A 21049-nucleotide genomic window follows, 5' to 3' on the forward strand; every position below is an offset into this window, starting at 1 on the left:
TTTCCACAATGAATTAGTAAAAATCAATATTGAAATAATTAAATATTAAAAATTATTATATTTTGCTAATTTGTGGAACAGCATGATATCCAGCCGAGAAAAAAATATAATTAAAGTGAAATATCAAGGAGAAATATGAAGTTAAAAAGTAAATTAATTTTTGGATTAAGTAGTGTTATTGTAGCAATTGTACCTACAATAGCTGCATCATGTGATAATTCAGCCAAGCAATTAGCGGAAGCTAAAAAACAACTAGAGAATAAAAATACTGAATTAACACAATTATTACAAAGTGCTAATGATGTAGAAGCATATAAAGCTGTAATTAATAGCAAAATTACTGCTAATAATGAATTAATCAACAAGCAAGATATTATAAAAGAAAAAGTTGATAAAAGTATTGAAGATACAAGTGCTTTTATTACTAATATGACAAATTTAATTCAAGCTAGAAGTACATTGCTTGCATTAACACCTGAAAGATTTAAAGATACATATTTAAAAGAATTACAAGTTGTATTACAAACTCAATATAAGGATAGAATTTATCCACAATTATTAACAAAAGAAATGGTACAACCAGCTACTTTTGAAACGAGCGATCAATACAACAAGGTTACATTGAAATCAATTACTGTAGCAAATCTAAAAGATGTTATTAATTCTAACACAGCTAGTGAACAAGATAAAAATGCTGCTAATGATTTAATTAAAGAAGGAAAAGGCAAAGTAACTGTAACATTTGTTGCAAGTCAAATACAATACCCTGAAGTTAACAAAGAATTTAGTGAAGAATATATTGTTGATGGAATGCTAACAGAAGCAAAAATTAAAGAAATCTTTACTAATGTATTAAAAGATATACAAGTTTCAAATACTTTAGCACAAGCTGATAAAAACACTGTATTTATTGAAAAAGAAACAGATAGTGATTATACATCTAATGCTGCTAAATATTTGAATGGTGAATACAAAGCTGATGTATTAGAAAAATATTTAAGCTTAAAAACTAATAACGACTTAGTTAAAGCAACATATGTTATTTGAGATTGAGATGTTTTAAAAGGAACAGCATCAATTTTACCTTACGTATATCCTGCTGGATTAAGTGATAGTGATTATGTGATGTATAAGGGAATAAATGAATTAAATATTAATTTAAATGATGAAACTCAAGCAGCAAAAGTAAAAGAAGAAGATTTAATTAAATTAAGTAATTTACCTAAAATAAAAATAGCACCAGCAGCATATAGAACATTATTTGCAACAGATCATGTATTAGGATTTGATACAGAGAAAATTCTACAAGCAACTAAAAAAACTGCTTTAAACGAAGTAACTGGAAAAGAATTAACTAAAGAAATAATGCAAGAAGCTCTTAAAGTTACTGCAGAAAAATTACCTACAAAAAGTGGTGATTATGAATTAGCAATAAATGATGAATGATTCAAAGAAATAAATCCAACAGTACAAAGTGTAACTATTAAAAGAAATCCTGTTATGCCTGAAAATAGTAATGTTTTAGAAGTAAAAGTTCAATTAAGTATGCCAACATTAAAAGAAGGAGAAATTGTAAACTGATTACTTCTAAAAAGTGCTATTGGAGCAACTGTACCACAAGAACAGCAAACCGGAATTATTACTTTAATGTTTTCTGGCTTTAAATTTGATGCAAGCGAAAGTACACCAATAGAAAAACCAAAACCAACAGCTGAATCAGGTGCATTAGATGAATTTATGAAAACAATTGCTCCAAAATTAAATGTTGAGGTTGAATTATCAGCAGAAGATATTCAAAATATAGAAGAAACATTACTTCCAGGAGGGAAAGCATATGGTAAATATTCACCACAAGTTGAAATTAAAAGTAATGTAGTTGAATCAAATATACCTAAAAATAGTGCTGTAGAAAGTGTTAGAATTGCAAGTTTTGCTGATTTATTCAAAGACCACAAGAAATATAGACTAGTTCCTGCAAACAATCCTATTTTTAAAAATTCATTTAGCAAATTTGTTAAAGTTCAATATGATAAAGAAAACAAAATTATTACTGGAAGTTTTTATCTAGGAGAAAATCAAGGAACAAGTAAAAAACCAAAAAATGTTTTATCAGCTAATACATATAAATTTAGTATTAAATTAATAGAAGAACAACTTGAACCACATGTTACAACTAATATGGAACCAGAACCTGTATCAAGTACTGAAAATTAAGATAGAAAATATGGACACAAAATCCATATTTTTCTTACCTTATTGTATAATAGTTTTATGTTAGATTTTTTAGAAAAAAGAATGCAAAAAAGCTTAGCTAAAATGGCTAAGAAAACTACCTTAAATGAAGAAGATATTCAAGAAGTAACTCGTGAAGTTAAAATGGCTTTATTAGAAGCTGATGTTAACTTAAGAGTCGTTAAGGAATTTGTTAATAATGTAAAAGCAAAAGCTTTAGAAGAAGGAAGAATTATTGGGAGATTAAATCCTTCACAATCAATGATTAAAATTTTCAGAGATGAATTAATCAATGTACTTGGAAAAGAAACAAAAGAAGTCAAGATTGAAAAGAAACCATATATTGTCATGATGTGTGGATTACAAGGTTCAGGTAAAACTACAGCTACAGCTAAATTAGCTTACTACTTAAGAAAGAAAAAACATATTTCTAATCCTTTAGTAGTGGCTGCTGATATTTATCGTCCAGCTGCCGTTGACCAATTAGTTACTTTAGCTAAAGGTATTCAAGTTGATTATTTTGAACAAGGTGTTAATGTTCCTGCTGAGGAAATTGTTCAAAATGCTTTAAAACAAGCTCAAGAAAATAAAAATGATTTAATCATAATTGATACTGCTGGTAGATTAGCAATTGATGAAAAATTAATGGATGAATTAGCTAATATCAAAAAAATAGCACATCCAGATGAAATTTTCTTTGTAGCAGATGCACTTAGCGGACAAGACATTATCAATGTAGCTTCTACATTCCACGAAAAATTAAAGCTTACAGGTGTTATTATTACTAAATTAGATTCAGATGCTCGTGGTGGAGCTGCTTTAAGCTTAAGACAAGTACTTAATATTCCGATTAGATTTATTGGTACTGGAGAAAAAACTTCTAATCTAGAACTTTTCCACCCACAAAGAATGGCAGAAAGAATTCTTGGAATGGGTGATGTTATGACGCTAATTGAGCATGCATCTGAAAACATTGATGAAGATAAAGCTAAAAATATGGTAGAAAGAATTTTTTCTGGAAACTTTACTTTAGATGACTTAATGGAACAAATTAAACAAATGAAACAATTAGGTAAGTTTTCTAAAATTCTTAAAATGTTACCGGGAAACATTGCTGGAAAAATAGATGAAGCTGAAATTGAAAAAGCTGAAGAAAAAATGCAACTATATCAAATCTTGATGTCATCAATGACTAAAAAAGAAAGAAAAAATCCTAAATTATTAAAACAAGCTTCAAGAAAAGAAAGAATCTTAAAAGGTAGTGGAAGAAGTGCCCAAGAATATAATAAATTATTAAATGAATTTGAAATGATGAGCAAAAAAATGACAGAAATGGCAAATAACTTCAAGAAAACTGGAGGATTTGGCGGTTTCGGTGGAATGGGCGGATTATTCTAATTGAATAAAGAAAATAAATTTATTGTTTTAGATATTGAAACAACAGGATTAAATCCAAAAGAAAATGAAATAACAGAAATATCAGCTATTAAAGTAATAGACGGAAAAATAGTTGATCAATTTTCTACTTTAGTATCTATTAAAGGTGAATTACCTGAATTTATAAGTAGAAAAACACATATTACTTCAGATATGTTGCTTAATCAACCTAATATTGAACAAGTAATGAATGAATTTAACAATTTCATTCAAGACTTCACATTAATCGGACATAATATCAAAAGTTTTGATTTACCATTTTTAAATTATCATTCTATTATTTCAATTGGTAAAGAAATAACAAATGAAGCTATTGATACTTTAGCTCTAGCTAGAGAGAAATTGTCTCTAAGTAGAAATAAATTAGGCAATGTTTGTTCTTATTTTGGAATAGAATATTCTGAAGAGCAAAATCACAGAGCGATGCAAGATGTTTTATGTACTTGAATGGTTTACCAAGAATTAGGTAATATAAAATCAACAAAGTCTAAGGAACAATATTCTTACCATTTTGATAAGCCTTATACATTTGAAAATAAACCAAAACTTATTTCATTAAATGAAAAATCAGATAAATTAGCACAATTCAATATTGTGCTTACTGGTGATATGCCTTATTCAAGGGAAAGTATTATTCAAGTAATAAAACAAAATGGTGGAATTGTGCAAAATAATGTTATTTTATCTACTTCTTATTTAGTAGTTGGTCAGATGAATAATGCTCCAACTACTAAATACAAAAAAGCTAAATCTTTAAATAAAATCATTATTTCATTTGATACATTTTTAACATTTTTGAAAGAACAAAAAATATTAAAATAAATACCTAAATATAAGCTAGTTTGATAAAATATTAATGCAGCTTATATATGCCGTCATAGCTCAGCAGGTAGAGCACTTCCATGGTAAGGAAGGGGTCGCTGGTTCGAGTCCAGTTGTCGGCACCATATAATAAAAATGATATTTGATAAAAATTTTTATTGCCTTTAATTTTTAGAGATTTTATAAGAAAAGTAACTTGTGATAAAGTTGCTTTTTTCTTTATCACTTTGTTAATGATTAAAGATGATTTAGAATTATGAATAATCTTATTATTGTAATAGTCTTGAAATATGGGTGCTGTTTATTTTTATTTAAATAAAAATAAATAAAGTAAAATTTAATTAATATTAGTGAGGCTATATGAAACCAGAATATTTATCATTATCAGAAGAAGACACAAAAAGAAAATTTATTAATCCTATTTTAGAGTCTCCAACTCGTGGATGAAAAGAATATATACAAATGGAATATCCTATATCATTAGGAAGAATTCAAACCACAGATAATGAACCTATAAGAGTTAATTCTAAAAAAGCAGACTATGTTTTAAAATCTAAACAAGGACAAATAATTGCTGTTATAGAAGCAAAAGCATATAAATTCCATGTAGGAGAAGGCATAGCACAAGCAAAAGAGTATGCTAAAAAACTTGATGTTCCAATTTGCTATTCGACTAATGGTCGAACATTTTATGAAATAATTTTTGATGGAACAAAATATAGTGAAAGAGAATTCGAATTAAAAGATTTTCCATCTCAAGACGAATTAACTGAAATGTTTCTTAAATATAGAAAAGATATAAAAGCTGAAAACCTTGAATTTATAAATTACAAGGGAAGAATTGAAAATAATGGTAAAAAACCTAGATATTATCAAAAAATAGCAATTAATAAAGTGCTAAACGCTATTGCCAATAAACAAAAACGTATTTTACTTGTTATGGCAACAGGTACTGGAAAAACTTTTGTAGCTAAAAAAATAATAGAAGCATTAAATAAAAATAAACCAAATTCAAAAATATTATTTTTATGCGATAGAGAGGCATTAGCTTCACAAACTTGTAATGAATTTTCATCTTTTAATAATAAAATAATCAGAATTGGTGCTGACAAAAATAATAAATATGATAAAGCGGCTGAAATATATGTTTCACTTTATCATCAATTAGCTCCTACTTCAGAAAAGAACCCTTTATTAAATTACAAACCAGATTTCTTTGATTACATAATCATTGATGAATGTCATAGAGGATCTTCAAACGAAAATTCAGAGTGAAGAAAAATATTAGATTATTTTAACACTGCCACTCACATAGGATTAACAGCAACACCTAAAGAAAGTGATGATGTTTCTAATGCTATGTATTTCGGTGAACCAGTTTATGTATATTCATTAAAAGAAGGAATTGATGATGGTTATTTAGCTACATATACCATATTTCAAATTGATATGGATGATGTAGAAAATGCGGCACAAACAGTAGGTATGAAAGATGATAATGGTATTTTAATCTTAAAAGCTCCAACTGAATCAGAAATTAATCGTTCATATAAATATAAAGAAAGAAACAAAACAGTAGCAAGAGAAATAACAAAATATTTACAATCTACAGATCCGTATGCAAAAACAATAGTATTTTGCAAAAATGATGAACATGCTCTTGATATAAAAAATGAATTAATTAAATTAAATCAAGAAGAAATGTCAAAAGCTACATCATTGGGTAAAAGTTATATAGTAAGAATTACTGCTAATGATGATGAAGGCAAAGCTCAACTTGAAAACTTTTGTAGTCCTTATTCTAAATATCCTGTAATCGCAACAACGGCTGAGCTTTTAACAACTGGTGTGGATACACAAACAGTTAAATTTATTGTTTTAGATACGCAAATTAAATCTGATATTAAATTAAAACAAATTATTGGTAGAGGAACCAGAGTTCGTATTTATAAAGAAGAGGATAGACAACAATTTAAAGATAAAACACATTTTGTCATTATGGATTTTGGTAAATCAACTGATATGCTTAAAAATGATGATTTCTTTGCTTTACCAAATGTAATTTATAAGGGAAAACCTGAGCAAATAAGTGAAATGTTAAAAACTGCTTCTGCATTTAGAAATATTCCAAGAATCAAAAATGTAGTTACTGGGGAAAAAGTTTCAGTAATAAATAAAAACATTTTAAAATTAGGTGAAGATTTTAACTTAACTAGTGATAAATTTGTAGAAATAGCTCAAGAAAAAATATTAAAGCAGTTTCCAACTATAAATGATTTTAATGAAGCTTTTTTATCATTAGATATAATCGAAAAATCAAATTTTGTACCTCAAATTTTGAAAGATAATGAGATTAAAATTGATGTATTAAGAGATTATAAAAATATTAAGGACAATATTGAAGACTTTGATGTGTTAAGAATAATAGCATACAATAAAATACCAACTACATTAAGTAGTAATGTAAGAATTATTAAATCATCTTCTGTATATAATGATTTAAATGATATTCAAAAAGAAATTGTTTCATTGTTATTAGATAAGTATCAAGCTAATGGAATAAATGACTTAATTTCGTTACAAACACTTGAATTAGAGCCATTATCTAATTATGGTGGTATGAAAAAAATAATAAATATTATTGGTGGTAGAGATAAATATAATGAATTAATTAATAATATGTTGAAATTAATTCTTTAAAAGGTGGTGATAATATGAGTAGCAACTCGAATTTTGTAAAAAAAATGCAAAACACTATGCGAACTGATGCTGGTATCAGTGGTGATGCACAAAGAATTGAGCAAATAGTTTGAATGTTATTTCTTAAAGTTTATGATGCGAAAGAAGAAAATACTTGAGAGATTTTAGAAAGCGATTATAAGTCAATAATTCCAGAACAATATAGATGAAGAAATTGAGCTAAAAGTGATATGACAGGAGATAATTTAATAGATTTTGTTAACAATAAATTATTTCCTACATTAAAAAATTTAGAAATCAAAGAAGAAGATGCGATTAAGAAAAGAATTGTAGTGGATGTTTTTGCTGATGCAAATAACTATATGAAAGATGGAGTTGCACTAAGAAGAGCAATTGACATTATTGATGAATTAGAATTAGATACAAAAAATGATCGTCATACATTTGGTGATATTTATGAATCAATTCTTAAAGATATACAAGGAGCAGGTAATGCTGGTGAATTTTATACACCAAGAGCATTAACTGATTTTATTGTAGAAGTCATTGATCCGAAATTAAATGAAAAAATAGCTGATTTTGCTTGTGGTACTGGTGGATTTTTAACTTCAAGTATAAAATACTTAGATAAGAAAGTTTCTAAAGCATCAGATAGAGAATATCTAAAGAATTTTTATGGTGTTGAGAAAAAACCTTTTCCACATTTATTAGCTATAACTAATTTATTATTGCATGATGTTGATACTCCAAATATAATCCATGGGAATTCATTAGAAAGAAATGTAAGAGAATATACATCTGATGAAAAATTTGATGTAATTTTAATGAATCCACCTTATGGAGGAAGTGAAAGAAAAGAAATTCAAATTAATTTTCCTAGCGAAATAAGAGGAAGTGAAACAGCTGATTTATTTATTGGTCTAATTATGCATCGGCTTAAGAAAAATGGTAGAGCAGCTGTTATTTTACCTGATGGTTTTTTATTTGGAGCGGATAATGCAAAAACAAATTTAAAGAAAAAGTTATTAAGCGAATTTAACCTTCATACCATTATTCGTTTACCAGGTTCAGTTTTTGCTCCATATACATCAATAGCAACTAATATCTTATTCTTTGATAATACACCATCAAAAGGTGAAGTGTGATTTTATAGAATGGATATGCCAAAAGGTTACAAGCATTTTTCTAAAACTAAACCAATTGAATTAAGACACTTTAAAGAAGTTCATGAGTGATTACAAAGTAAACATAATATCTTAGATGATGATGGAAATTATAAAGCTAAAAAATTTAGCACTAAAGAGCTAAAAGAACTTGATTATAATTTGGACCAATGTGGTGTTCCACATATTGAAGAAGAAATTCTTTTACCTAATGAATTAATTAATCAATATTTAAATCAAAGAAATGAAATTAATGAAGAAATTAATCAAGTATTAAATGAAATATCAAATATTTTAGAAATTGATTTAGAGGTTAAATAATGACACCTGATCAACTTAAAAAATCAATTCTTAATTATGCTACTTGCGGGAAGTTAACTAATCAGTTAGATACTGATACAGATGTTAATGTTTTATTAGAACAAATAGCAAAACAAAAACAAGAATTAATTGATAAAAAAGAAATTAAAGCTTCTAAAAATAATTACCATATTTATAAACAAGATAATAAATGATATGAGGAAGTAAGTGGTAAGATAACTGATATTACTGATCAAATACCTTATGAGATACCTAAATGTTGAACTTGGGTGAGATTGTCAACAATATCTAAAACTCTACCATTTGTAAAAACCAAAAATTCAGGTCTAAAAAACCAAGGTAAATATCCTTGTGTTTCTCAAGGAAATAAATTAATTGATGGATATCTCGATAATGATGAATGTTTACAAAAACAACATCCAGTTATTATTTTTGGTGACCATACTAGAAATATCAAGTATATAGATTTCGACTATATTGTAGTAGGTGATGGTTTAAAAATAGTAAGATCATTTGTGAATTCAAAGTTTTTATTTTATGCATTAACTCTTTTTGCAAACAAGATAAAAGATCGTGGTTATTCTAGACACTGGAGTTTATTAAATAAATTACTATTCCCCCTTCCACCACTTGAAGAACAACAAAGAATAGTATCTAAACTAGAAAAACTTCTTCCTTTAGTTGATAAATATTCACAGTTATATAATGAATTAAAAGGTTTAGATGATTTAATATCAACTCATCTTAAAAAATCAATTCTTAATTATGCTACTAGCGGAAAACTAACTAATCAGTTAGATACTGATACAGATGTTAATGTTTTATTAGAACAAATAGCAAAACAAAAACAAGAATTAATTGATAAAAAAGAAATTAAAGCTTCTAAAAATAATTACCATATTTATAAACAAGATAATAAATGATATGAGGAAGTAAGTGGTAAGATAACTGATATTACTGATCAAATACCTTATGAGATACCTAAATGTTGAACTTGGGTGAGATTAGAAACTGTTGCTAATTCAATAACTGATGGTGTTCATCAAAAACCTAATTATATTAAAGAAGGAGTTAAATTCATTTCAGTCAAGAATATTAATGATGGTATTCTCGATGACAAATTCAGCAAATATATTTCAGAAAATGAATTTAATTCACTATTTACAGAGCAAAAGATACCTAAAAAGGGTGATATTCTTTATGGAAAATGTGGAACTATAGGTGTTTCAACTATTGTTCATAATAATGAAAAATATGGATTATTCGTTAGTTTAGCATTAATAAAACTAAATAAAGAGTTAATTAGCAACAAATACATTAATTTAGTATTATCATCACCTTTTTTAAGGTTGCAAGGCAAATTATATACAGTAGGTGTAGGAAATAAAACAATTCCTCTTAAAAGTATATCTAAACTTCTACTTCCCCTTCCGCCACTTGAAGAACAACAAAGAATAGTGGATAAATTAAATGAGTTAATACCACTTATCGAAAAGTTAAAATAAAATAAGCAAGTATTAAGCTTGCTTATTTTTTGAATTATAATCCTAGAATTTCTTTTAATTCACCGTATGGTTTGTAACCTAAAAATGTAGAAACAAGTTTTCCATCTCTGTAAACACGAGTGTATGGAATAGAAGCAACCATTGCTTCTGTTGCGTATGCTCTGTTGTCATCGATGTTGATTCTGTAAACATCTACATTGTGTTTTTCAACAAGTTCATCTAGAGAACCTTTGTACATTCTACATGGTCCACATCATGAAGCATAAAAAACTTCTAGTAATAATTCTGGTTTTTTGCTTAAAGCTGTTTCGAATTGTTCTTTATCTGATTCGTATAACATAATTTCCCCCTTTATATATACATTAATTTCATATATATTATATATCTATTTTTTAAAAAAGTTTATTTTTTGTTGATTTTTTATCAAAAAATTAACTTTTTAGTTTTAAAGTATATAAAAAAGGCATAAAAAAACAGCGGCTCCCTATTTTCACATCTCTGCTATCGTCGGCGCTAAAGGGCTTAACTACTGAGTTCGGAATGGAATCAGGTGATCCCCTTTGCTATAACCACTGGAAATATTATAACACCAATTAAATATTCACCAAATAATTTTTAAATATTTTTTAAAAATTATTGGTAATCCATTTTTAATAAATTAATAAATAAATTGTAATGTATTTTGACAAAAGCGAATTAATAAAAGAAAGTATTAATAAATTAAGTAATACCATTAACTGAAGGTATTACCAATAACAAAGATACCTCATAATCGTGTTGAAGACTATTTTTATATTCGGAAATATTTTTTGGATATAAAACTTTAGTTACACCATCACATTCTCATATAATGTGTTAATTTCAAAAAAAAAGATTTTATTTAAACTTGATAAAAAAACAATGACGCTTTATAGCTTTATAAGCAATCATTGTCTTTAAATAAATATATTTCTATTCGTTTGTTAGATAACTTTTGAAATATTTTTCATATTTGTTGAAGTCTTCAGTTTGATATTTTTCTAAATATCTAATAGCAAGTTTCTTAAATAGAACAATATTTGAAAGTCTTTGACCAGTAAGTTTTTGCATTTCTTCTTGCGGTAAGATATTTGATAATTTTTGATATTCTGAATCAATATCTTCTTGGTTAATTCCAAAATTGTATTGTTTCATAACAAGAATTGTTCAGAAGTAATTTTCAATAGTTGAAGAAACTAATTGTACTTTATCCCCCTTGAATTCAGGAGAAAATTCAAATGCTTTCAAATCATTTTGAATTAAATCATCTGGTAATTGAAATTTGCCTTTATTCTTTTCTAATATTGAAGTCATAACTTTTTCTCCATAAGAGAATAAAGAATCATTTACAGTTTGTTCTAATGTTACATCATGAATATGTGATTCTACATCTTTAAGAGTTTTAATTGTAGGTATATTTAATAAATGAACATTTAGCTCGTTAATGGGCATCTCTTGGAATGAAAAAATTAATATTAATTCCAATTCATATTTCATACCATAAGCTTCTACACTTCTTGTCTCGTGCGGTTTCATACCTACAAGAATTTTTTCGATAGGATTTTCTGCTGAAATATTTGCAATAGCTGTAAATTTTTCAGCTTTTGTTTCATCGCCAACTGGTCATATTCTAAATTCTACATTATCTCCACTTTCAACTGCATCTTTACTGCTTGGTATTCTAAATCTATAACTTTTCATAAAGTTTTCAGTAAATAATTTAACACTTGATTCAAAATCAGAAGGAATTTCAAATTTAATATTTGGATTAATGTCAATTTCAAAGTTTTTTAAATTATCTTGATAATATGTTTTAAAATCAAAGCTTACTTCATCAATATTGTATTTTTCATTTGAAACAATCGGTAAGAAATAAATTTTGTCTTCTTGTGTATTATTATTTACAGACATTTCTCTATTTCTGTAAAACTCAACTAGATTATTAAATGCTGTTTCAATAATAAGTTTTTGTTCGATTTTTTGCCCTTGTTGTTTATTTCTTTCTAGGAATTGTAAAGCATCGTTTTGTGCTTTTAGTCAATCTTCTTTTGGTAATTCTATGTGTTTTGTTTCGAATTTCATATTTCCTCTTTTCGTATTTAATAATTATATATTATTAAAAATAAAATATAGCTATATTTAGCAAATACCAAGGCTACTTGCTTAAAAAAATATTACACTCGTTTGAGTGCAAATTAATTAATTTGATTTTTGTAAATATTATAATAAAGAGCTAATTGTAACTTAAGTTTATTATCCATTTTTTCATTAAAATAAATAACTTTAATTCTTGATGGTTCACCTTCTAAAAGCTCAAACTTATTCACATTAGCAAGATTAAGTCTAGCTTTATCTGGGTTTTTTCCTGGACATAAAACTCTTTCTTTATAGTATGATTCTAATTCTCCGTTGGGCATACTGATTAATGTGATTACTAAAATATCCAAATTATCTCTATCATATAGTATTGTTAGGAAATATGATAAGCAAATTTTTTCTTCGTTTTTCCCTTTATTATAAAATGTAGGTAAAGCTGGTACATATTCTCGTTTTTCAAATCCATTCTTTATATTTATAAAACCTTTATAAGAATTTTGATTCTTACCTATAAATATACTTGAACGAAAATCGTTTAAATTATGTGTTTGTACAGTTTTCATATCGATATGAATAAAAGCGTCTTCTACTTCAAAAAACATATCAGAACCAACAGGTGCTGAATTAGGCTGTCCAATAGCCTTGCTATTCATAAGTGAATAAACAATTCTTTCTGCACCTACTGCAAAGTCGCTAATTCCTTTTCCGTCTTCTGAACCATATAATCCAAATCAATCGTCTCGTATCTTTTCTTTTGTTTTAAATCCTATAAACATTTCATCTTGTACAAATTTTAGGAAATAATAATATTTATTTAAATATCTTAGTTCTAGTTTTTCTATTTCTATTAATAAGTCTTTATCGTTACTTTTTATCATAGTATTCATCCAATATTTCTTTTATTCCGCCAGCCACTTTTTGAGCTAAAATAACGGGAACCGCATTACCTATTTGTCTATATTGAGAAGATAAATTACCCTTGAAAATAAAATCTAAAGGGAATGTTTGAATTAAAGCACATTCTCTAGCTGATAATCTGCGTTCTTTATTAATATGTATTTCTGGACTTGTTGCTGTTATTGTGTCACTTGGTCTGTTTCAATTAGTTATTCTTAAGGACTGTTCAAAACGAATAGGTTTTTCAACAAATTCAGTAACTTGCTTATCGTATTTATTATCAAAGCCAAAAATTTTCTTTAATTCTCATCAATCTGATGGTTTAGGTATAGAACCAGAGTTATTATCTTTTCTGAATCAATGTCCTGCAGTGTGTTTATACCCAAAATGCTTATCAACTTCAGAAGTTTTTCATCCAGATTTATCGCGTCAATATCTCAAGTAATCGCATATATCTGCCTGATTTATTTCATGCTTTCTTCCCATGAATTTGTCTTTTACACTTGTATTAGCTATATGATTGTGAATTGTAGTACGATTATCTAATTTTACAACCTGATCAATATAATGATTTGCTATTGGAATATCCTTAAGAAATCCGATAGTTTCTTCAACTGTTGTATATGGTAACAGATTAGAATTTGTGTATTTTGCATCTAAGATATCATAATTATTTTCGCCAGGATATAGATCTGCATGTGTTTGCTCTGGGAAAGGATTTTTCAATCCTAGTCTATTTCCAATGATAATTACTCTTTCACGTTGTTGTGGCACACCATAATCAGCAGCATTCAACAATTTCCAATCAACTTTATAACCTAGTTTTTCAAAATCCGATATTATCATTTTAAATACATTACCAGAACAAATATTAGTGAGCCCTTTAACATTTTCGGCAACAAAAAACTTCGGTTGTTTATCCTTGATAACTCGAAGCATTTCCAAATATAAGAAATTTCTTGAATCACTCATGTTCCTCTTTGAATTAGCGATTGAAAAACCTTGACAAGGGAAGCCACCTAAAACAAGATCTATGTCATCTATATTCTCTGCAATCTTATCGCTCGGAATTTTCGTTATATCTCCAAGGACAATATGGTCACTAATATTATATTTATATGTTTCTACAGCATCCAAATTAAAATCATTTGCTCACACAATTTCAAATCCTGAATTTATAAAACCTAAATCCATTCCCCCTGCACCAGAAAATAAAGAAATTGTTTTGTATTTATTTTTATTCATAGCTCCCTTTCGATTTTTGTTTTTAATAATTATAAATAAATTTTTAACATAATTTTAAGATAGTAAAAATAACATTTAAATAAAAACTAGGTATGTTTTAATACTGTATTTTAAATAATATATATAATTAATTTAATATGGAAAAACAAGATAAAAAAACGAAGAATTCACAAAAAGACACAGAATCAAATAAACCTAAAAAAACAACTAAAAGTGATTTAGCTAAAGCTAGAATTATAGAATTAACGAAATACTTAAATGAGTTAAATAATGCGTATTACAATTTAGATAATCCGATTGTAGAAGACTATATATATGATCAATTACTCAGGGAATTAGAAGAACTAGAAATCAAATACCCTAATGCAATTCAACCTGATTCACCAACTACTAAAATAGGTGGTGTCCCTAGTATAGAATTTGAAAAATATACTCATCAAAAACCAATGTTATCATTAGCAAAAGCTTACAATTTTGAAGAAATTGAAAAATTTGTTGCAGATATTAAGTCAGAAATTAACCGTAGTGATATTGAATTTAATTTAGAACCAAAAATTGATGGATTATCGATTTCATTAATCTATCAAAATGGAAAATTAATAAGAGCTGTAACTAGAGGCGATGGAAAAGTAGGAGAAGATGTTACAAAAAATGCAATATTAATTCGCAGTATCCCAAAAAACATTCCTTATGAAAAAGATATAGAAATCCGTGGCGAAATATATGTAACTAAAGATAAATTAATTGAAACAAATGCTCAATTAGAAGCTGAATATGAAGCTAAAGTTAATCAATATTATGAAAAATTACAAAATAGTGATCAAAACAAAAAAATATCAATGCCTAAATTACAGCAATTTGCCAATACCCGTAATATGGCTTCAGGGACCTTAAGACAGAAATCTTCAAAACTGCTTATTCAAAGAGATTTAAGAGTTTTAATGTATGATATTGTTAATCCACTTGAACATAATATATACCATCAAAATAAGATACTTGATTTTATAAAAGAATTAGGACTTCCAACACATGAATATGGATATGTGGAAAATGCAAGTGCAAATATTATTAATAGAATAAATGAGTTTGAAAATTATAAAGATAAATTTCAATATGATTGTGATGGATTTGTTATTAAACTAAATCAATTACAATATTGAGATTTATTAGGAAAAACAGCTAAATTTCCAAAATATGCTATAGCTTATAAATATAAAACAGAAGAAGCCTATCCGATAGTGTCTAAAATTGAAACAACTGTTGGAAGAACTGGGAAAATAACTTATGTAGCAGAGTTTCAAGATGCTGTTGAATTAAATCAAACAATGGTAAAAAAAGCTACATTACATAATTATGATTTTATTAAGAATTTAAATCTTAATATTGGCGATCAAGTAGTTGTTATTAAATCAGGTGAAATCATTCCTAAAATAATAGATATGAAACAAAAAAATACTCTTGGAGTATTTCCTAAAGTATTATATTGTCCAGCATGTAATTCGCAATTAGTTGAAATCCAAGGTATTGTAGATCAATTTTGCGAAAATGAAGAATGCCAATCTAAGTATGTAAAAAAACTAATCCATTTTGTATCCAGAAAAGCTTTAAATATAATGACTCTTGGAGATAAAATAATTGAAGCTTTATTTGATGCTGGTATTATTACAGATTTTATTTCGATATTTAATCTTAAGAACAAAAGAGAAGAAATGATTCAAACTCTTTTAATGAATCCAAAATCAAATGAAACTGGATTACTTGAAAGTAAAAAAGTTGACAAGATTCTTGAATCCATTGAAATTAGCAGAAATGTGGAATTATATAAAGTAATATATGGACTTGGAATTAAAAATATTGGTCTTGAAGTTGCTAAATTGATTGCTAATGAAATAAATAATTTAACAGAATTGATTAATTTAAATTTAGAGACACTATTAGAAATTAATACAATTGGTCCTGAAATAATTGAATCATTAAAAATATATTTAAGTGATGATAATAATAAAAAACAATTAGAGTTATTAGAACAAGAATTGAAATATATAAAAGAAGAAAAAAACACTCAAACAGAATTATTAAAAGGATTAAGTTTTGCGGTTACAGGTAAAATGGCAATTTCACGTGAAGAAATGTGAAAGATAATAGAAGATAATTCTGGTATTGTTCATAAAGCTGTAACTAAAAAAACAAATTATCTTGTTTATGGCCAAAATGTTGGCGATACAAAATTACAAAAAGCCAATGAATTAGGAACTAAAATAATTTCAGAAGATGAATTCTTTGAAATGATTGATAGAAAAGCTCTAGAGCAAAAATGAAAATAAAAAAATCTCACATTAATATCTTTGCTTTTGCAAAGCAACAGTAACATTAGCAATGAAATAGATAATTTGCTAAAAGTATTTAATTGTGTTTAAAATATTGTTTTTATCAGAAAATGATATTGATAATTTTAATATATTTATATATAAAGTTTTATTTGTTAAACCTGTTCGAAAAAAAATGGACTAATTTTAAAAATTAAGACATCAAGCATCGCTTGGTGTTTTTCAATCTAAGACAGATTGAATTCGTGAATTATTATATCAGTTTATAAAGTAATTTGCTCTAAGAACAAATTCATCATAAGTTAATTCCTTAATGTTAATTTTGTATAGAAATTCTGATTTAAAAATGCTGAAAAAGTATTCTATCTCTCTGTTGTCTAAAGAATTTCCTACTCTGCTCATTGAAATAATTACATTATTTTTGTTAATTGTTTCATATTCACCTCAATAAAAAATTGAACTCTAAAGAGTCCAATAATTTTGAACGGGTTTAATTTTTATTTACTCTTTAGCTAAATGAAATGGGATGAATAAACATGATTTTAACAATGTTTTTCTCTCGTATATTTATCACATCATGGGAGAAAAATATCCATTTAATTTACTTAAATGACAAATCGAAACCTTTGTGCCATGAACTAAAAAAATACCAAGTAAATTCGAATAATAATTAGGATAAAAATTAATTAATTTTATTTGCACTTCATCGCATTGATGGAGTGTTTTTAACAAATGAATAAGTCAAATTTTGTATAATTTTATTATGAAAAACAAGTTAATTAAAAGTATATTTATTACTACAGCATTTTCTTTGCTTGTAATTAGTGCTGTATCTTGTATAACAAACGCAAGTGAAAGACAAAAAGAAATTGATATAAATAATGCAAAAAAAGATTTGCAACAAGTACTATCTACAATACAAGTAACATTAAAAACTTCTGTTGATAGACTCGCAACATTTCCTTCACAAATCAAAGAAAATGATTTGGTAATTGATGGGATAGATCGTAATGTTTATGATATAGAAACCAGTGGAACGTATAATGATACTAAGCTTGGTTTATTTGCTTATGATAAGACAGGAAGATTAATTGTTAAGCTAGCAATTTATAATAAAAAATTTAGAAATAAAGTAAATACACAAAAAGATTTTACTATAAATGATTTAAGAAAAGTAGGGGATATTATACCTGTTCCAAAACCTATACCTTTACCTAGTCCAAATCCGCCAGTTATACAACCAAATCCAAAACCAAAACCTCCTGTTAATCCACAACCCCCAACACATTTACCCCCTGCATTTCCGCCTTTTAACATAAAGGATCAAATATTACAAAATAACCAGTATCCAAATTATGTTTCTAAATATAATAAAGTCGATAGCAATCTTTTATATCAAGAAATTTGAAATAGAACATTTTCTATTAGACCTGGAACATTATTAAACAAAAATGATGAAAATAGTTTATTGGTGGGCCAAGGTACAGGCTGGGTATTAGATTATTATAAGCAAGACAATAATCACTATAAATTATTCATAGCAACAAATTTACATGTTATAGGTAATTATGCTAACACAAATGACACAAATATTGATATTTTATTAAATTACAATGATCCTAGTGGTAGTGTTCCAGGTGGTTTTGCTATAGGAAAAAGCAATATGCCTTCATCATTTGGTTCAATAAAAAATAATGAATGAGATAAATTTATACAACAAAATGGTGGTAGTGTAAAATATTATGCTAATAATCAAAAATACACCAGTACTGCATATTCTCCATACAATAGCACTCAATACACTAATGCATTTAGTAATCCAAAAATAGTCTTTGCGGCTGTTGATTACATGGATGATGTTGTATATAACCAATTTAAAGATATTATTAATGAAAAATGACAACAATACAAGCAACAAAAACAACAAGATTTAAAAACATTAAATGTAGATCAAGATACTAGAGATAAAATAGAGAAATTTATTTCGCAAAATCCTAATAAAATTCCTTTCTATACTGATTTTGGAATATTAGAATTAGATGTTGATTTAACTAAAGCTGATGAAACTTTAAAAACATGAATTAAGCAAGCTATTAATGCAGTTGATTCATATGTAACAAGAATTAAAGGAACAAGTTTATTACCTAATTACACTGCATCTAATAATAATTTCCTGCCAACATTAGATTATTTATCTAAAGGAAGAAATCTAGCTCAAAATAACCGAACAAATGAATTTGGTTTATCAAATGCTCAAAATGTTTACATTGCTGGCTACCCAATGAATAATAATAAATCAACATATTGGATGCAAAATAATCCAACTCAACGTAATTCTGATGAAGTATTGTTAGAATATAATAGAAGATTAGGAACTGCAAACGGAATTGCTAATAATCAGTTATTTGATTATCCAACAAATGATGTAAATTCAAATATTGAAACTGGTAATATTCAAATATATTCAGAATTATGAAACAAACCATTTGCTGATTTTTATGGATTTAACTATACTAGTAAGTTTTCATCATTATACTATGGAGCTAGTGGTTCAGCAGTTTATAATGATTTTGGACAAATAGTTGGAATTTATAATGGTGTTAATGCAAATGCAACTTTTGGCAATAACATGTCCTCTGGAACTTTTGCTCCACTATTACAAGTTGGTGATGTACAAGCTTTAAATAATACTATTATTTATGGATATAACTTAATTGATTCAACAGGATTCCCACATCAAACTAGATCATTCAAGAATAATTTAAAACTATTTTATCCAAATGGATTTGATGGTAAAGGAAATGATAAAACAGCTATGTTTCCGGAAGGATTTAACAAGTAAAGAGCAAAGGCTCTTTTTTGTTTAAAAAAATAACCCAGAGGGTTATTGTATTGGGCAAATTGATTAATTATTATTTCTTTTGATTTCTTTAAGACGAGCTGATTTACCTTTACGGTCTCTCATGTAGAATAATCTTTTTCTACGAACTTTGTTTGAACGAACTACTTCGATGTGAGCAATTAAAGGTGAGTTAACAAGGAATGTTCTTTCAACGCCGATTCCGTATGAATCTTTTCTAACTGTGAATGATTCTCTTGTTCCTGATTCTTTTTTGCTGATTACTAAACCTTCAAAAATTTGGATACGTTCTTTTTCACCTTCACGAATACGAACGTGAACTTTAACGTTATCTCCTGTTTTGAATTCTGGTAAGTCTGAACGTAATTGTGACTTTTCAACTAACTCTAATAATTTATTTCTCATGTTTTATCCTTTCGATAATGTCAGGCCGATTTTTAAGAGTTTTTTCTCATTGTGCCTGCTGCTTTCATTCTTTAATTTTCTTATGATCACCATTAAATAGAACTTCCGGAACTTTCATTCCTTTATATTCTCTAGGTCTAGTATATTGTGGGTAATCAAGTAGTCCTATACCTTGAAATGAATCAAATACATGCGATTCTTCCTTTATAACACCAGGAATTAAGCGAATAATACTATCAGCCATTACCATCGAAGGTAATTCTCCACCTGTTAGTACATAATCACCAATTGATAATTCGATATCAACTAATTCGACTACACGCTCATCAAATCCTTCATATCTACCTGAGATAAAAGTAATTTGATCATATTGCGATAATTCTTGTGCTATTTCTTGAGTAAATGTTTTTCCTTGCGGAGAAACAAGAACTTTATAACCACCGCGGTTAGGTAATGAATCAAGTGCTAAATCAATTGGCTCTACTTGAAGTAATAAACCGTGACCTCCACCATATATTTCATCATCAACTTTGCGATGCTTATCTTTACTGAAGTTTCTAAAATCTACTACAGAAAAATCAACTAGTTCTTTTTCTTTAGCTCTTTTAACTATACTTTCGTTAATAAAAGGTTCAAAGTAATTAGGAAATAATGTAAGAAAATTAATTTTCATTATTTTTTAAGTTCTAAAGTTAAATTGTGAGCTCTAAATAAGTTAGCTACAGTAACGGTTGGTTTAGCACCTTGTTTAATTCATTTAGAAGTTAATTCTTTATCTAAAACAAATTCTTTTGTTTTAGGGTTGTAGTGTCCTAAAGCTTCGATAAATTTACCATCACGTGGAGCTCTTGAGTCAGCAGCGACAATTTTATAAACTGGTCTGAATTTGTCTCCCATTCTTTTTAATCTAATTTTAACCATTTGTCCTCCTTTTGGTGTCAAGCAATAGTGCTTGACAGCTGTTTAAATATGCATATATTATAGTAGAAAGTTTGTGATTTTGAAATATTTTTTATAAGG

Annotated in this window: 16 protein-coding genes, 1 tRNA gene and 1 rRNA gene; 9 read left to right on the top strand and 9 right to left on the bottom strand. The window is 27.1% G+C overall.

The window, feature by feature from the left end; all coding sequences use genetic code 4:
- Window positions 1–135: 135 nt before the first annotated feature.
- The 7 genes from SAM46_RS00225 (at window position 136) to SAM46_RS00255 (ending at window position 10180) form a co-directional block, all read left to right on the top strand.
- On the top strand, window positions 136–2214 hold the full coding sequence (locus SAM46_RS00225; RefSeq protein ID WP_078747239.1) for a variable surface lipoprotein: 2079 nt from the start codon (window positions 136–138) through the stop codon (window positions 2212–2214).
- Between the two features lie 57 nt (window positions 2215–2271).
- Window positions 2272–3630 (top strand): signal recognition particle protein, encoded by a 1359-nt coding sequence (gene ffh / locus SAM46_RS00230; RefSeq protein ID WP_078747240.1) that lies wholly within the window; start codon window positions 2272–2274, stop codon window positions 3628–3630.
- On the top strand, window positions 3631–4491 hold the full coding sequence (locus tag SAM46_RS00235; RefSeq protein ID WP_078747241.1) for a 3'-5' exonuclease: 861 nt from the start codon (window positions 3631–3633) through the stop codon (window positions 4489–4491).
- A gap of 49 nt (window positions 4492–4540) precedes the next feature.
- A tRNA-Thr gene (locus tag SAM46_RS00240) sits at window positions 4541–4616 on the top strand.
- A gap of 235 nt (window positions 4617–4851) precedes the next feature.
- Window positions 4852–7191 (top strand): EcoAI/FtnUII family type I restriction enzme subunit R, encoded by a 2340-nt coding sequence (hsdR, locus tag SAM46_RS00245; RefSeq protein ID WP_078747242.1) that lies wholly within the window; start codon window positions 4852–4854, stop codon window positions 7189–7191.
- A 14-nt stretch (window positions 7192–7205) separates the two neighbouring features.
- Window positions 7206–8675 (top strand): class I SAM-dependent DNA methyltransferase, encoded by a 1470-nt coding sequence (locus tag SAM46_RS00250; protein WP_078747243.1) that lies wholly within the window; start codon window positions 7206–7208, stop codon window positions 8673–8675.
- The gene (locus SAM46_RS00255) at window positions 8675–10180 is read left to right on the top strand and encodes a restriction endonuclease subunit S (RefSeq protein WP_318635599.1); all 1506 of its coding nucleotides are present in this window, start codon (window positions 8675–8677) and stop codon (window positions 10178–10180) included. Before SAM46_RS00250 ends, SAM46_RS00255 begins: the two co-directional genes overlap by 1 nt.
- A gap of 34 nt (window positions 10181–10214) precedes the next feature.
- On the opposite strand, the gene SAM46_RS00260 is transcribed toward SAM46_RS00255, so the two are convergent.
- The 5 genes from SAM46_RS00260 to SAM46_RS00280 form a co-directional block, all read right to left on the bottom strand.
- Entirely contained in the window at window positions 10215–10520 is a 306-nt protein-coding gene (locus SAM46_RS00260; protein WP_078747308.1) for a thioredoxin family protein, read from the bottom strand.
- A 131-nt stretch (window positions 10521–10651) separates the two neighbouring features.
- Window positions 10652–10757, bottom strand: a 5S ribosomal RNA gene (gene rrf, locus SAM46_RS00265).
- A gap of 374 nt (window positions 10758–11131) precedes the next feature.
- On the bottom strand, window positions 11132–12280 hold the full coding sequence (locus SAM46_RS00270; RefSeq protein WP_078747306.1) for a trigger factor-related chaperone: 1149 nt from the start codon (window positions 12278–12280) through the stop codon (window positions 11132–11134).
- 113 nt (window positions 12281–12393) lie between these two features.
- The gene (locus SAM46_RS00275) at window positions 12394–13173 is read right to left on the bottom strand and encodes a PDDEXK family nuclease (RefSeq protein WP_143826138.1); all 780 of its coding nucleotides are present in this window, start codon (window positions 13171–13173) and stop codon (window positions 12394–12396) included.
- On the bottom strand, window positions 13160–14437 hold the full coding sequence (locus SAM46_RS00280) for a DNA cytosine methyltransferase (protein WP_078747303.1): 1278 nt from the start codon (window positions 14435–14437) through the stop codon (window positions 13160–13162). The genes SAM46_RS00275 and SAM46_RS00280 overlap by 14 nt, the downstream gene beginning before the upstream one ends.
- Window positions 14438–14574: 137 nt before the next feature.
- Here SAM46_RS00280 and ligA point away from each other — a divergent pair, with 137 nt between their 5' ends.
- A complete protein-coding gene (gene ligA / locus SAM46_RS00285) occupies window positions 14575–16761 on the top strand; it encodes an NAD-dependent DNA ligase LigA (protein WP_078747302.1) in 2187 nt (728 codons plus the stop codon).
- A 189-nt stretch (window positions 16762–16950) separates the two neighbouring features.
- On the opposite strand, the gene SAM46_RS03655 is transcribed toward ligA, so the two are convergent.
- A complete protein-coding gene (locus tag SAM46_RS03655; protein WP_078747300.1) occupies window positions 16951–17166 on the bottom strand; it encodes an IS3 family transposase in 216 nt (71 codons plus the stop codon).
- 361 nt (window positions 17167–17527) lie between these two features.
- On the opposite strand from SAM46_RS03655, the gene SAM46_RS00295 reads away from it, so the two are divergent.
- Complete coding sequence (locus tag SAM46_RS00295) at window positions 17528–19606, top strand: MIP family Ig-specific serine endopeptidase (protein WP_078747299.1); 2079 nt, start codon at window positions 17528–17530, stop codon at window positions 19604–19606.
- A 63-nt stretch (window positions 19607–19669) separates the two neighbouring features.
- On the opposite strand, the gene rplS is transcribed toward SAM46_RS00295, so the two are convergent.
- From rplS to rpsP, 3 genes are read right to left on the bottom strand one after another with little or no spacing between them, the layout of a single operon-like run.
- The gene (gene rplS / locus SAM46_RS00300) at window positions 19670–20029 is read right to left on the bottom strand and encodes a 50S ribosomal protein L19 (RefSeq protein WP_078747297.1); all 360 of its coding nucleotides are present in this window, start codon (window positions 20027–20029) and stop codon (window positions 19670–19672) included.
- Complete coding sequence (trmD, locus tag SAM46_RS00305; protein ID WP_078747296.1) at window positions 20019–20702, bottom strand: tRNA (guanosine(37)-N1)-methyltransferase TrmD; 684 nt, start codon at window positions 20700–20702, stop codon at window positions 20019–20021. The genes rplS and trmD overlap by 11 nt, the downstream gene beginning before the upstream one ends.
- Window positions 20702–20950 (bottom strand): 30S ribosomal protein S16, encoded by a 249-nt coding sequence (gene rpsP / locus SAM46_RS00310; RefSeq protein WP_078747295.1) that lies wholly within the window; start codon window positions 20948–20950, stop codon window positions 20702–20704. The genes trmD and rpsP overlap by 1 nt, the downstream gene beginning before the upstream one ends.
- Window positions 20951–21049 lie beyond the last annotated feature (99 nt).

Source organism: Mycoplasmopsis verecunda (assembly GCF_033546915.1).
In the GTDB taxonomy this organism is placed as follows: Bacteria; Bacillota_I; Bacilli_A; order Mycoplasmatales; family Metamycoplasmataceae; genus Mycoplasmopsis; species Mycoplasmopsis verecunda.